This window comes from Fodinibius sp. GM108, assembly GCF_058386985.1.
In genome coordinates, this window is sequence record NZ_JBYEIR010000003.1 from 452,305 (window position 1) to 466,726 (window position 14,422).

Genomic DNA, 14,422 nt, shown 5'->3' on the forward strand with positions numbered 1-14,422 from the left:
GCTTTTCTATCAACCACCCACTACTTTCACAAGTCTGTGACTTGGGCCAATCATGAGACAAAGTTTGTTGGCCACAGATCTCCAAATATGAGAACTGATCATGTATTTTTTCCAGCTAGTTTTAAGAAGTTAACCAGTCGCAAAGCGTCTTACCATTCCGACGTAAAGCATCGGAACGAGACAAATAGATCCGCAATCTTAACATGAATATCACCAAATCAAAGTAAGCTGATTCATCAGATAAATCAGCGATACGACTTTTGCCAAATCATCATCTTGTCGGTATATTTCGTGCGACTCAAAAAACGATCAATCTAACAAAATAAAGTTCAATGAGCGTACTCGTAGGTAACGATACTCGACTAGTTGTACAGGGAATTACAGGCAGCGAAGGCAGCTTTCACGCCGAGCAGATGATTGAATACGGCACCAATGTGGTGGCCGGTGTTACGCCTGGTAAAGGGGGACAAACACATCACGATCTCCCGGTCTATAACACAGTAGCCGATGCTGTTGAAAAAGAGGATGCCAATACATCCGTTATTTTTGTTCCTCCCGCATTTGCCGGCGACGCTATTTCCGAAGCTGCTTTTGCAGGAATTGAAGTTATTATCTGTATTACCGAAGGTATTCCTGTCAAGGATATGATTACGGCTAAGCAGATCGTCAACAGCCACGGAGCTACGCTCATCGGTCCAAACTGTCCGGGTGTGATCACCCCTGATGAAGCCAAAATTGGCATTATGCCCGGCAACATTTTTACGCCCGGCAAAGTGGGACTTATCTCCCGCTCGGGAACTCTTACCTACGAAGCCGTTGATCAGCTTACCAAAGCAGGACTTGGACAAAGCACGGCTATCGGCATCGGTGGTGACCCTGTAATTGGCACTACTCATACCGACGCTGTCAGGCTTTTCCAGGAAGATGACGACACTGAAGCCATCGTGCTGATTGGAGAGATCGGCGGAACAGCCGAAGAGGAAGCTGCAGCTTATATTGAAAAAAATGTGGATAAACCTGTCGTAGCATTCATTGCAGGCAGCACGGCACCTCCGGGCCGACGCATGGGACATGCCGGCGCTATTATCTCCGGCGGTGAAGGCGGCGCTGACACTAAGAAAAAAGCACTTCGCGATGTTGGCGTAACCGTCGTTGACAGTCCCGCTGAAATTGGTACTACGCTCAAAGAACTTCTGGAGACTGCTTAGATTTAACGTTTTACTCGTCCGACCACATTCAGTGGTCGGACGAGTTTTCTTTATTTTTATTTGGGGATCAGCTATGGCTTATATCATTTTCGGAATTGCTCTCGGTACGTTTATCTGCGGACTAATCGAGAAGTATACCAAAAACGAAAAAACCAGCTGGGTTAAACCCAAATATTTATTCCTGCTTAGCGGAATTATCTTTCTGCTCTTCATCTTTGTCGGATGGCCCATCCTCAAACAGGTACTGGCTCAAATCTGATAAGACCACAAAGGCTTATCCTCTGTGTAACTTATGCTCCATTGTGTAGCTCTGTGGAATAGCTGTCATCTCACCGCCACTGCTTCTTAATATCTTATCTTCTTTTGAGAACACTCCCTGAACGATTGTTTTTAAACTGCTTATTTTCCCGCACCACCTCTCCATTCGTCATTACCCAGTCAAAACCTTCGGCCAACTCATGGGGATTTTCAAACGTTGCCCGGTCCTTAATCTTCTGCGGATCAAAAATCAGCAGATCGGCTTTCTTTCCCTCCTGAATGGTTCCCCGGCCAGACAGTCCGAGTGTTTCAGCCGGCAGACCGCTCATCTTATGAATAGCCTCCTCCAGTGATAACATCTCTTCTTCATTGACATAGTTCCGAATAATCTTGGCAAAGCTTCCATACCCGCGCGGGTGATGCATTGTCGGGCTTCCATCGGAGCTTATCATCACCTTTTCCCCTAGTACAATGCGATCCTGCAGCTCCTGATCCATCACAAAATGAGCCGCGGATGCCGCTCCTGGACCCATCTCCATCAACAGGTCAATCGGTGACTTCCCTTCCTGGACGGCAGCTTCCTGCAACGTTTGCCCGGCATAATCACCCGATCCAAACAAGATTGCATCGGGCCCATTTCGCTGCTCTACTTTATCCTTTAAAAAATTACGGAGTACATCGGGACGCTCACGGACGGCATTTTGCCATTCGTTTTCGGTCTTGGCCCAATCAGGAAACACGATGCCGATGCCAGTATAACTGGCTGAATAGGGATAAGTGTCGGCAGTCATTTCTATTCCTTCATTACGAAATTTATCCATGTAATTAAGGATTTCTTCTGCCCGGTCAGCTCCCTCTCCGTACACAACTTTCAGGTGAGATGCATGAACTCTCACAAACTCCCCCTGCATAGCCAGCTCATCCAGCGAAACCTCTATCTCCGAGTCATCCTCACTGCGCATGTGGCTCATTATCACGGCGTCTTCTTCCCCCACTGTTTTTGCGAGCCTTTCCAACTCCCCTTCTCCGGCATACATGCCCGGCACGTACTCAAGCCCCGTACTCATCCCGAAAGCACCGGCCTCCAAATCCTTTCTCAACAACCGCTCCATCCGCTGTAGCTCTTGTTGTGTAGGATTTTGTTTGCCGACATCTACTTTTCGGCGGATGCTTCCATGACCCGACAAGATAGCTATATTCACAGCCGGCTGCTCTTCTTCGACTTTGGCAAACCAGCTCTCGAGCTCTCCCACAGCTGGTGATGATCCATCCTGACCCAGGACAATAGTAGTGACGCCCATTCCCAGAAAATTGCGGAATTCAGGCGTCTCCAGCGGATTACCATGCGCGTGGACATCCACAAAGCCAGGTGTAACAACTTTACCGCTTGCATCCACTTTATTAATTACACTTACGGTATCAGGATCTACCGCTCCGATAAAACCAATAGAATCTTCCTTAATCAGAATATCTGCTTCATAGGCTTCCGATCCGGTACCGTCTACAACTGTACCGTCAGAGATGTGCCAATCCCAACTTGTTTGGGCACTTGCCGCATTTACTGATATCAGACAAATGAGTAGATAAAAAATCCTGTAAGTCATGACAACATTTGGGTGTTAATTGTAACACAACGTCACACAAAGGCTACACAAAGTTTCTCAAAGTAACAACAGGGTTGGCTAATTTGAAAGCATATCCACTCTTGTTTCTTCTTCATCAAAAAGTAAAGAATGGAAGCACGAGCGGAGCTCGCGCTATGGTTTTTTATTCTTTTTAATTTTAACCTTCTAACAAAATCACAAGGTCTGCTGTCAACTTCTCACCGCTAAACGTCGAAGAGCAAAGCTACACAAGCTGTGTGTAGTACTGCCTACACCACAAAAAACTTGCAGTTTTATTTAAGTAGGGAAAAATCGAAAGAGGGTCAAAATAAGCTCAAATCTATGCAGATCTGTGGCTGTATAATCATTCTTTGGGAACAGAGCTCCCTCAGAACTAAAAATGCTTTTATACCGGATGTGCATCTCCCCAAACTAATCACCTTAGTATTCTTTGTGCCTTAGTGGTAAGATATCCACGACCTCCTTCTACACAATTCGATTGGGATCACTGAAATCAGGTACTTCTCCGCGGTAGCCAAATAACTTCTTGATCAGCTTCACCTGCCACTCCGACTGACTTTTAATATACCACTGGTCGGCGGCCCTCCGCGCCCCGAGACCGTAACTCGGATAGGGATGAATAGTATCCGCAATATTTCGCAAAGTTACGCCATTCTTCATTGCTACAGCGTATTCTGATATCAGCTCTCCGGCACGAGCACCCAAAATGCTAACACCGTACATTTTGCCGTCCCATTTTCGGGCATAAATTTTGATCAACCCCTCGGACTCCGATTCCGTAACCGCCCGATCAATCTTTTCATACGGAAAACGATAAGTCTCATAACTCCTGCCCTCATCCTGTAACTGCTGTTCAGTCGCCCCCAGATGTGCCAGCTCGGGATCGGTATACGTTACCCACGGCATGTGAGCAGCATCTATCTTCATCGGATATTTAAGCAATGCGTTGGTCACGGCTACTTTAGACATATGCTCACTCATATGTGTCAGCTGATACCTCCCGGTTATATCACCGCAGGCGTAAATATGTGACTGACTGGTCCCGCATTTCTGGTTTATTTCAATGCCTTTTGATGAAAATTTTACTCCCGCCGCATCTAAACCCAATCCATCTACATTAGCACGTCGGCCTGTGGCAACCAACAGCTGATCCCCAGGTATTTGCGTCTCCTGTCCCCTGCCTTCGATGTTTACTGTGATCCCCTCCGGCTTTTTCTCTAAGCTCGTAACATTCGCCTCCAAAAAATACTCCACTCCTTCTTTTTGCAGCTTTTTTTGAAGCATTTCCGCCAGCTCAAGGTCATCTTTTCCCAAAATACGATCGGCCATATCGATAACGATAACTTTGGCTCCCAAACGGCTGAAAGCCTGTGCCATCTCTGTACCAATGGGACCAGCTCCGATGATTGTCAACTCATTGGGAAGATCTTCGATTTCAAATAGCAACTCGCTGGTCAAATATGGCACATCATCAATCCCAGTAATAGGTGGGACAGAGGGACTGGCACCGGCACATATAAAGAAATAGCGCGATGAAGTATGACGAATTGAACCATCAGGCGTAGTTATTTTGATATGATGATCGTCTACAAATTTTGCCGATCCTTGAACTACTTCAATTCCCATATCCTCATAGATTTCAGGTCGATCAGCGTCCTCATAAACCTCTTGCCTCTTGTTATGTACATGTGCAATAACTTTTTGAAAATTTATTTCCGGCTCCTGATCAATGAGTCCGTATTTTCCTGCTTCTTTTATTTGTTGTGCTACTTTGCCTGCTTTAAGCAATACTTTGCTAGGCACACAACCCGTCCATGTACAGTCACCGCCCAGCTTATCTTGTTCTATCATCATGGTTTTAGCACCAAAATTTGCAGCTATGCCTGAGGCTGTGAGCCCCGCAGCGCCCCCGCCAATAACAATTGCATCAAAATCATAGTTACTCATCAGATGATATCTCCTTTTGTAATATTCATGCCATACCAATTATGACCTTTTATCCGTTGTATATGTTAGGAACAAATGAGCAGGGATAAAACTTTTTACGAAATAAGCCTTGCACCCTTATAACTCTGCGTTTATTTTGACCTTATAATGAATCGCTCAAAGTTACATATCTTGTTGGGAGTGTTTGTTGCATCGTTCATCGGTGTAACGCTGACCCTTTCTATCCTCCACTCTCATCACCATATCAGCTGGGATCATCCCCCGGAAATGGCCGATACGGGACATTGTTTTACTGAAGATACCACTGTATGTCCAATAGGTGCTTATCTTTTTGATCCGATTATTCCCGCTGATATAACTGCCGAAATAATCCCGCAGCAAAAAGAAATAAAGACAGAAATATCTCGAATAGTCATTACGGATTATTTCTCTTTTACTATTAGAGGCCGCTCTCCTCCCGTTCTTGGTTAACAATTCTGCATACTACAATTATTCATTGCTGCTTGATATTCAAGCAGTAACTGTACCATACCATAATTTTTCAGATTCAAAAACCAAGAGCTATGAATATTTTTACTACTTTTTCAACACGATTGTTAGCATTAACTTTTGCAGCGGCAATCTTTTTGGCGGGATGCAGCAATCCTGCTAGCGACGACGATGATCATGATGAACATTCTGAACCACATGCTATTCAATTTGTCATGAACGGTGAAACTATTGTCACCTATCAGGATGGGGAAACTACAGGTCATTTTGATGTCGAAGAAGAGCACGAAACTTCTTTAATAACCGCCGAATTCCTGGATGAGGCCGGTGACGAGATTCACGGAGAAGATCTTGATGAAGATTACTCACTGGCCTGGGAAATTGCTGATTCTCAAATCGCTGAAGTAGAACAACATGACGAAGATGGACGCTGGAGCTTTCATATTGTTGGTAAAACGGCCGGCGAAACTGCTATCAAATTTATGCTGATGCATGGAACCCATTCCGACTTTGATACGCCGGATCTCGATTCAAATAATGCTCTCCAGATCCATGTAGGGGAGCACTCTCACTAATTTGCACTCAATACCGGAGGCATTCTTGTCTCCGGTAAGTTTATAAGTGTACAAATTATGGGCTATAACATACATAATTTACTTTTCCTTGCCCTTTTATGGGGATTATTCCTGCCCCTAAACACCACTGCTTCTGATACTCAAACCGGGACGGTAGAAGGTATTGTAGTGGATGCCGAAACGGGTGAACCTGTCAATTATGTATATCTTTTTATTGAAGAGATTAATCGCGGACAAACATCCCACAACGACGGCACTTTTACATTCAAAGATATTCCAGCCGGAACTTATACACTCAAAATGCAGCGCATCGGTTACCAGACACAAACACAGCCGATAGAAGTTCCAGCCGATGATACTCTGCAAATCACGCTAACCATGCAATCCACGGTGTTGAGTAATGAAGGAATAGAAGTTATCGGTCAAAGAGAACGCGGCAGCAGTAATCACCTTGAAAATGCCGTACAGTCTGTTTCGGGAGAAGCACTGCGGCAGAACTTGAGTACCACACTGGCCAATACGTTGGAAGATATCCCAGGCTTGAGCACTCGGTCAATGGGTACGGCCCCCGGTCGTCCGGTAATGCGTGGACTAGGCGGTGAGCGGCTGATGATTTTGCAGGATGGCGAACGTACGGGCGATGTATCCTCACAATCGGCAGATCATGCGGTTTCGGTGGACCCGATGTCAGCAGAAGAGATCGAAATTGCCCGCGGTCCGTCGGCTTTGGAGTATGGATCAAATGCTATCGGCGGTGTTATCAATGTGGTCCGCAACCAGGTTCCTTCCAGTCAGCCCGATCATTTCCACGGCACGGCCAGCTTGCAAGGCGAATCAGTTAACAGCGGTACGGCAGCGGGGATTGACTTCGGGGTTCCGTTAGGCAAAGACTTTGCTCTGAAAATGGATGGTAACTTGCGATCTGCTCTGGATACTCAAACGCCAAACGGCCCTCTTGAAAACTCAGGGGTCTTGTCAACAAATGACGCCGTTGGAATCGGTTATATTCGTCCCTGGGGACATGCAGGTATTGCTTCTAGTTTTTATCTCAATAATTATGGCATTCCGCCGGATTCGCTGGGTGGACATCCAAATGGTGTGAATATAGAAATGCAAAAACTCCAGGTTGAAGGGACATCTGAAATATTCCTGGATCATCCATTTTTTAGCAAATTTGAAGCGGACGTGTCCCATAAAAGTTACTTTCACCAAGAGATTGAATCCAGCGGTATAGTGGGAACCGAATTTGGCGTGTTGACAAGCAATGCATCTCTCAAAGCCAATCATGAGGAATTTGCTTTTTTTGACGTAGGAAAAGTTGGACTCTGGGCCGAGCGTAAGAATTACGCCGTTAACGGCACCCGGACTCCCGATTCTGATTCCTACAGCTATTCCGCTTTTATTATTGAAGAAAAAGATATTGGTCCCCTGCACCTGGAATTCGGGGCACGGTTTGACCATACAACTGCCAATCCCGACGTTGAAAACCAATCGATACAGGGTCGCGAAATCCGTGACCGCAGCTTTACTGCTCTGGCCACTTCGGCCAATGCCGTCTATAATTTTGGCGGTGGATTTTTTACCGGTGCCAGTGTTATTCATTCTTTCCGTGCACCATCGCAGGAGGAACTGTTCTCACAGGGCCCACACCTGGCATCCTATTCTTTTGAAGTAGGCAATCCCGATCTCGATCCCGAACGTGGACTGGGTAAAGAGATCTATTTTAGATATCGAAAACCAAATATTCGGACCGAGCTGACGTTTTTTCATAACGGATTTTCTAATTATAACTATGCTGCTAATACCGGAGAAAATCGACCGGAATCGTTAGGCGGATATCCTATTTACCAGTTTACCGGTACCGAAGCTGAACTAATGGGAATTGAATTCAGCTCTGAGGCAAAATTATTTAATAACTGGGCTCTGGCCACATCCATTGGATATACCCACGGCAGGCGGAAACTTTTTGAGACCGAGCAAGAAGATTTCAATAAAAACTATAGACCGCTGCCGACAATACCGCCGCTGAAAGGGAATATTGAGCTTAGCTATACCAGAAACACACTTAAGGTAGGGGCTGGGAGTAAGCTGGCGGCCGAGCAGAATCGGACGGGTGAATTTGAACAACCTACTGACGGATATGCTATTCTTAATCTCTTTGCCCAATATCGGTTTGAACATTGGAAAATGCTACACACACTCTCGCTCAATGCCAATAATATTTTTAACACCACCTATCGCGATCACTTATCGCGTATCAAAGAAATTTATCCTGAACCCGGAAGAAATATTTCACTGCTCTATCGAATCTATTTTTAACTACTGTTAATATATTGACATTTATGTCTTTCAGATTCCAAAGCGTAATTTCACTACTATCAATCATTTTCATTTTGGGGATTGTCAGCTCTTCCCCGGCGCAGGAACAATCCACTGAAACAGCTGCCGTAGAGGGCAAAGTTACCGATGCAAAAGGTCAGCCCTTACCCGGTGTTAATGTTGCCTTGCCGGAATTAGGCAAAGGAACTTCCACAACTGCCGACGGATCTTACCGGATTGAAGAGCTCGGGGGGAATACCTACACACTTACTTTTTCTTTTGTGGGATATCAGTCCGAAACTCGTGAGATATCGATTCAGGATGGTGAAACAGCAATCTTGAATGTCACATTAAACCAACAGATCTTACAAACCGAAACAGTCACTGTTACCGGCACACCTTACGAGTCTGATCCCCTGACTACCCCTGCTGATGTGGATGTCCTCACCGGAGATACGAAATTCACTCAACAGCAAACATCACTCGGAGAATCACTTGATGAGCTGGCGGGTATTTCTTCGATTTCTACCGGCAGCCAGGTCGGGAAACCCGTCATCCGCGGGCTCAGCGGCAGTCGTGTTCGTGTGCTTGATGATGGTGTAGCCATGGACTATCAGCAATATGGCGTACGTCACGGCCCTAATGTAGATCCCTTTACTTCGGAGCGCATTGAGGTAGTTCGTGGTGCCGCCAGTGTACAGTACGGCTCAGACGCCCTGGGTGGAGCAGTTAACGTACTGTCAAACTCACTGCCCGATGCTATTGATTCGGATCCTTTTTTACAGGGACAAACACTCGGAGAATTTGCCTCAAACAATAATGAACTTGCGGGGGGATTACATCTCAACGGTGCCAGCGGACCCTGGGGTATTACGGGGACTATTATTCGTCGCTCGGCTGGCAATATGACTGCACCCGATGTGCCTACCTTTCGGGAAAGTGACGATACCTCAGCTCCAAAATTTGCCGGCGAACTCGATCATACCGACTACGATCAGCTAAATGGAAGCCTCGGTATCGGGTACCGCACCGGAATTGGTCAGCTCACAGCAGAGTATACCCGCTGGCAAAATAATCACAACTTTTTGCTACCCAACGGGCGCGGTCTTGGTCAGAACCTGGAAAACAATTCCCTGCAGTTAGAAGGTGATCTGGATCTCGGAAAGGGCTTTTCAATTAATCCCCAGTTTACCTATGCGCAAAACTTGCGTCAATCGAGTCCCGGCGGTGATAACGCCGAACCACGCAGTGAACTGCCAGACGACGGCTATGCCCATCTTGATGTCCTGCTCGACAGTTATACCACCAAGACCGAGCTGGAACATCCCGCAGTTGGGCCATTCTCAGGTACGGTTGGTGTTGAATATAAATTTCAGGATCAGGAGACCCGTGGCGTAGAACCGCTGGTACCATCGGCGACCATAAGTAATGCGGCAGCGTTTGTCTTTGAACAAGCAGAAATCAATAACTTAACGTTGTCTTTTGGCACCCGCCTTGATATCCGTAACCAAGAAGCCGAATCCAACCCCGGTTTAAACCTTCCCGACTATTCGGCCGGCGAAACTGACGTTGTTTTAACACAATCGTACATTGAATTCAGCGGATCCCTGGGCGCCACTTATCAGTTTACAGAGAAACTGGCACTGGCAACCAATATCGGGCGCGGATTTCGTGCTCCAAGCCTTTTCAACCTGCATGTGGATGGCATACACGGTGGAATCGCAGCGTACCAGGTTGGTAACCCCTACCTTGATTCCGAGCGCTCCCTCAACACCGATCTTTCGATCCGCTGGCGTTCCAGGGATGTAAAGGCCAAAGCCACTGTTTATCGCAATGCTATCAATAATTATATGTTTCTGGTTAATACCGGTGAATTTGCTGGTCCTGACAATGACGGTCCGCCCATTCTTGAATCCGTACAAGGTGATGCTCGACTGATTGGTGCCAATGCTGATATAACGGCTCAGCTACAGCCCTGGCTACAACTCTCGGGCACCTTCGAAACTGTAAACGGTGAAAATGTGGATGAAGATATCTCAGAAGTTGACGAGTTGCCACTGCTTCCACCGACCAAGTTCAGTGGATCTGTAAAATTTATTCGTCCGGAGCTCGGTGTTTTTGATAATACATTTTTAACACTAACCGTTGAACACGCTTCATCTAAAGAAGCCGCCGGACGTTACGAACCTTTCTGGCAGTTTGGCAATGCTCCACAGTTCAGTGATTTTGGTGTTGCATCGACGGATGCATATACCCTGCTGAATGGCGCTGTCGGTGCCGAATTGCCGCTCTGGGATCGACCTATTTCTCTGCAAATATCCGCCGACAATTTACTCGATGAAGCATATCGTGATTTCCTGGATACTTATAAAGGATATGCGCTGGGCCCGGGCAGGAGTGTGACGCTTCGCATAAAAATTCCTTTTACAGTGCTGTAAAAATGGAAAGGCCGGATAAAAGAGAAAGGTGCTTCTTCTAAGGTGTGATGCTGGATGCGGGAAAAATGCAATTCCTAAAAGATGCTTAACAAGCAGTCCACACTTCTGCTCCCCTCTGTTAATGATCTTCTTTCAAAGGGTAAACTTTATTAATTCATGATAACTTGTTGAACCGCACTGAAACAATGAAACATTGTTACTCTCTTCTAGTATTTATCTGCAAAATTATAGACACTAAAAGTTAGCACTTCGTACTGGTAGTCCGTAGTTTTGGCCCATTAACAAAAATCCAATTACAGTGATGGAGTCTATAAATCACTATGACATTGAATACGAGCTGGGAGCAGGTGAATACGGTACTGTATATTATGCCACCGATACCCGGCTAAAGCGTCCGGTGGTTGTTAAAATTGCCCATCCCAAACGAGCCAAGGAGAAAGAAATACGTGAACAGATCCTTGAGGAGGCGCGTATAGCCTCGGCGATACAGCATCCGAATATCAGTGCTATTTATGAGGTCGGCGAATATGAGGAGCGTCCTTTTATCGTGATGCAGTATGTACCGGGACGCACACTGGCAGAGCTGCTGGAAGATGGCGCTCTTAACCTGCAGTTTGCTCTTTCGATCAGTATTCAGATTGCTGACGGACTGGCTGAAGCACATAGACTGGGTATTCTGCACCGCGACCTGAAGCCGGCCAATATTATGGTAACCGACGGTGGATTAGTAAAAATCCTGGATTTCGGTCTGGCCAAACGACGAGAGGCTTCAGAAATGGATTCCATCACTAATGAAGAAAAACCAGACGGACAACAAGAAGCATCTTCTCATTTGGGGACCACCGCTTATATGGCACCGGAGCAGTTTATTACGCTGCGCAGCAGCAAGCAATCCGATATTTTTGCGCTCGGTGTTATCCTCTATAAGATTGTAACAGGACGCCATCCATTTTTATTTGCAAAACATGCTGATCAAACTGAATTAGTACGGGCTATCCGATCAGTGAACCCGATGCCTCCCAAAGAAAAAAACCCTGAAGTACCGGAACCTTTCAGCGATTTAATTATGAAAGCGCTGGAAAAGCAGCCCAGTAACCGTTTTGAGTCGGTTACCGAGCTCCACGGAGCTTTAAAAACTTTGATGCAAAGTATGGATTTCGAGAAAGGGATGATTCCGGGTGAACAATCGGCCCTGTTGCCTTCTCCCTCTCCATCCCAAAAACAGAAGGCCAAAAAGCAGGATAAAAGCCGAACGGGCGTCTTTTCTATGCTCACAGAATTTTTCCTGCAAAAGGATGATCAGGATGTGCCTGAGAATTCGATTGCTGTTTTGCCATTTAAGCAAGCTGAAGAAAATGGCAAAACGCGCTACTTCGGACTAGCTATGGCGGATGCCATTGCCACTCGGCTCTCTCAAAATGCGTCGGTCGTCATTCGTCCACCCGGTACTTTTTTATCCCTTTCAGATCAGTCGATTGATGATATCGAGGCGGGCAGAAAACTGGAAACGGAATATGTGCTTACGGGCTCTTTCTTCAGTGATGATGATGGGTTTACCCTTAATTGGCAGCTCGTTGAAGTAGCTACCAAAGCTATTCAGGCGGGAAATACAATTTCGGTGCCATCATTTGATCTGTTAAAGGTTCAGAGTGAAATTACGGAGGAAATTTTTGATACACTCTTCAGCCTGGGAAGGCTCGAGGAACACCGCAAAAAAACGGCGTTTGAAAATCTGCCAATCGACCTTTCCGAACAGTATCTCGAGGCACAGGCCCTGCTTTCGCGTTTTCTATGGGGATCCAATAATCCCAAAGACCTGAAAGAGGGACGGGAAAAGTTCGAGGAAGTATTGGAAAAAGCACCCGATTTCGCCGCGGCTCATGCGGGATTGGGTCGAACTCATCTAAATTACGTGACGAACGGTTACGGTGGTCCAACACATTTTATGAAAGCGCAACGTCATCTTGAAAAAGCACTGGAGATTGATCCCGATAATGTGGAAGCTAAATTGCAACGGGCATATACTTTTCTGTGGCGGGGCGAAAAAGAACGTGCGCGTCGTGACATTCAATACCTGTTAAAAAATAACGGGCGCAATACACAGGTACTTCTTGGTGCCGGTATAATCGTCCAGCTGGATGGCTTACATCGTCAGGCTCTGCGACTATTGGGTAAGGCACTGCAAAAAAATCCCGCTGCGGCAACGCAGATTTATAATCGCCGGGCGCGGCTCAATCACTATTTGGGACAGCTTGATTTGGCCTGGCTTGAAGTCGACAAGGGGCTTACGCTGGAACCGAATCACTCCCTGCTGAGAACAACCAAAGGGTATCTGTTTTTCACAGAGGGAGCCTATGAAAAAGCAATTCCTATTCTAGAATCTGTTATCGAAGAGGATCCCAAACGTCGTGTCACCTATCCTACGCTGGCAATGTGCTATGTCCGCAACGGTGAACCCGAAAAAGCAGATCCGTTGATTAGTGATAAACTGCTAACTATTGCATCAACAGATTGTGAGATGGCATTCCGCCTGGCCACCTATTTTGCCGTGGCAGGCAACAACATTGAAGCGCTCCACTGGCTGCGCAAGGCTATTTATCTGGGTTATGAAAATTATCCCTGGATTACAGAAAATCCTGCCTGGGATTCACTACGGGATAATGAAGATTTCAATGAAATATTATCCGATCTGGAGCGGGTATATGAAAGCAATCAAAACCGGTGGGCAAAATTTCTGGCTGATTTTTGGGAATAAATCCTCTCAGGAACCCTGGGCCTTCTAATTTCGGCACCCACCCCCGAGAGCTTTGGCCTCGAAGAATATTTAAAATCTCTTTTAGCAACTCTCAGCTTTTTAAACCGCTATACATCACTGTGGCTTCACTGCCTGTTGTACAGCTTTGGAAATCGGTAAATCTCCAGATGTCAGATCGAATTGATGTCCGGCTGCTTCTGGTGTTTCTAATATCTCGGCTAAAACGGCGGCAACATCTGCTCGTGGTATCTCTCCCTTTGGAAGATCTGGTCCCAGCGATACTTTTCCCGTACCAGGATCGTCAGTAAGCCCACCCGGCTTGATAATTGTGTAATCGAGTCCACTGTTGCGCAAAGCTTCATCGGCTTCTGCTTTTGCCAGCTGATAGGCGCGAAAGACTTCATTACCTCTGGGTTTATCCAATCCCATTGCACTTATTAGCACATAACGACTGATGCCGTTTTTTTGAGCTGCCTCTATTAACTTTATCGCCCCATCGCGATCAACTGTCCATTTGCGCTCGGCGCCACTGCCGGGACCCGCTCCGGCAGCAAATACAACAGCGTCTACATTGCCAACCGCATCCGAGATATCGTTGTTCTTTTCAATATCACACACAACCGGCTCAACTCCGACTTCGCGCAGATCATCCGACTGTTTCTCTTTTCTGATGATTCCACGTACGAAATGACTGTTTTCTTTCAATATCGGGTGTAGCAACATTGCAACGTCTCCATGAGCCCCAACTACTGTGATATCCATAATCAATCATTGAATGATTTAAATTTGCTGTATATCAGTAACAAAG

Annotated in this window: 10 protein-coding genes; 7 read left to right on the top strand and 3 right to left on the bottom strand. The window is 46.2% G+C overall.

The annotated features are described in order from the left end of the window. Positions 1-332: 332 nt before the first annotated feature. A complete protein-coding gene (gene sucD, locus ACT3ID_RS07830) occupies positions 333-1,208 on the top strand; it encodes a succinate--CoA ligase subunit alpha (RefSeq protein WP_491541446.1) in 876 nt (291 codons plus the stop codon). 73 nt (positions 1,209-1,281) lie between these two features. Then, a complete protein-coding gene (locus ACT3ID_RS07835; RefSeq protein ID WP_491541447.1) occupies positions 1,282-1,467 on the top strand; it encodes a hypothetical protein in 186 nt (61 codons plus the stop codon). A gap of 94 nt (positions 1,468-1,561) precedes the next feature. Here the strand turns inward: ACT3ID_RS07835 and ACT3ID_RS07840 are convergent, their stop codons facing one another. Next, complete coding sequence (locus tag ACT3ID_RS07840; RefSeq protein WP_491541448.1) at positions 1,562-3,070, bottom strand: N-acyl-D-amino-acid deacylase family protein; 1,509 nt, start codon at positions 3,068-3,070, stop codon at positions 1,562-1,564. A gap of 486 nt (positions 3,071-3,556) precedes the next feature. Next, the gene (locus ACT3ID_RS07845; RefSeq protein WP_491541449.1) at positions 3,557-5,038 is read right to left on the bottom strand and encodes a dihydrolipoyl dehydrogenase family protein; all 1,482 of its coding nucleotides are present in this window, start codon (positions 5,036-5,038) and stop codon (positions 3,557-3,559) included. A 147-nt stretch (positions 5,039-5,185) separates the two neighbouring features. On the opposite strand from ACT3ID_RS07845, the gene ACT3ID_RS07850 reads away from it, so the two are divergent. From ACT3ID_RS07850 to ACT3ID_RS07870, 5 genes are all read left to right on the top strand, one after another. Then, positions 5,186-5,509 carry a hypothetical protein gene (locus ACT3ID_RS07850; protein WP_491541450.1) on the top strand — a complete coding sequence of 108 codons (324 nt, stop codon included), beginning with the start codon at positions 5,186-5,188 and terminating at the stop codon, positions 5,507-5,509. A 92-nt stretch (positions 5,510-5,601) separates the two neighbouring features. Beyond that, a complete protein-coding gene (locus ACT3ID_RS07855) occupies positions 5,602-6,102 on the top strand; it encodes a hypothetical protein (protein WP_491541451.1) in 501 nt (166 codons plus the stop codon). A gap of 57 nt (positions 6,103-6,159) precedes the next feature. Further along, positions 6,160-8,421 (top strand): TonB-dependent receptor, encoded by a 2,262-nt coding sequence (locus tag ACT3ID_RS07860; RefSeq protein WP_491541452.1) that lies wholly within the window; start codon positions 6,160-6,162, stop codon positions 8,419-8,421. A gap of 23 nt (positions 8,422-8,444) precedes the next feature. Next, positions 8,445-10,859 carry a TonB-dependent receptor gene (locus ACT3ID_RS07865; RefSeq protein ID WP_491541453.1) on the top strand — a complete coding sequence of 805 codons (2,415 nt, stop codon included), beginning with the start codon at positions 8,445-8,447 and terminating at the stop codon, positions 10,857-10,859. A 301-nt stretch (positions 10,860-11,160) separates the two neighbouring features. Further along, the gene (locus ACT3ID_RS07870) at positions 11,161-13,614 is read left to right on the top strand and encodes a protein kinase domain-containing protein (protein WP_491541454.1); all 2,454 of its coding nucleotides are present in this window, start codon (positions 11,161-11,163) and stop codon (positions 13,612-13,614) included. Between the two features lie 114 nt (positions 13,615-13,728). On the opposite strand, the gene ACT3ID_RS07875 is transcribed toward ACT3ID_RS07870, so the two are convergent. Next, complete coding sequence (locus tag ACT3ID_RS07875; protein ID WP_491541455.1) at positions 13,729-14,376, bottom strand: SDR family oxidoreductase; 648 nt, start codon at positions 14,374-14,376, stop codon at positions 13,729-13,731. Positions 14,377-14,422 lie beyond the last annotated feature (46 nt).

What these genes read in the sequence shown, in the direction of transcription:
- sucD (WP_491541446.1), top strand. Translation starts at nt 333, where the DNA reads ATGAGCGTACTCGTAGGTAACGATACTCGACTAGTTGTACAGGGAATT.
- ACT3ID_RS07835 (WP_491541447.1), top strand. Translation starts at nt 1,282, where the DNA reads ATGGCTTATATCATTTTCGGAATTGCTCTCGGTACGTTTATCTGCGGA.
- ACT3ID_RS07840 (WP_491541448.1), bottom strand. Translation starts at nt 3,070, where the DNA reads ATGACTTACAGGATTTTTTATCTACTCATTTGTCTGATATCAGTAAAT.
- ACT3ID_RS07845 (WP_491541449.1), bottom strand. Translation starts at nt 5,038, where the DNA reads ATGAGTAACTATGATTTTGATGCAATTGTTATTGGCGGGGGCGCTGCG.
- ACT3ID_RS07850 (WP_491541450.1), top strand. Translation starts at nt 5,186, where the DNA reads ATGAATCGCTCAAAGTTACATATCTTGTTGGGAGTGTTTGTTGCATCG.
- ACT3ID_RS07855 (WP_491541451.1), top strand. Translation starts at nt 5,602, where the DNA reads ATGAATATTTTTACTACTTTTTCAACACGATTGTTAGCATTAACTTTT.
- ACT3ID_RS07860 (WP_491541452.1), top strand. Translation starts at nt 6,160, where the DNA reads ATGGGCTATAACATACATAATTTACTTTTCCTTGCCCTTTTATGGGGA.
- ACT3ID_RS07865 (WP_491541453.1), top strand. Translation starts at nt 8,445, where the DNA reads ATGTCTTTCAGATTCCAAAGCGTAATTTCACTACTATCAATCATTTTC.
- ACT3ID_RS07870 (WP_491541454.1), top strand. Translation starts at nt 11,161, where the DNA reads ATGGAGTCTATAAATCACTATGACATTGAATACGAGCTGGGAGCAGGT.
- ACT3ID_RS07875 (WP_491541455.1), bottom strand. Translation starts at nt 14,376, where the DNA reads ATGGATATCACAGTAGTTGGGGCTCATGGAGACGTTGCAATGTTGCTA.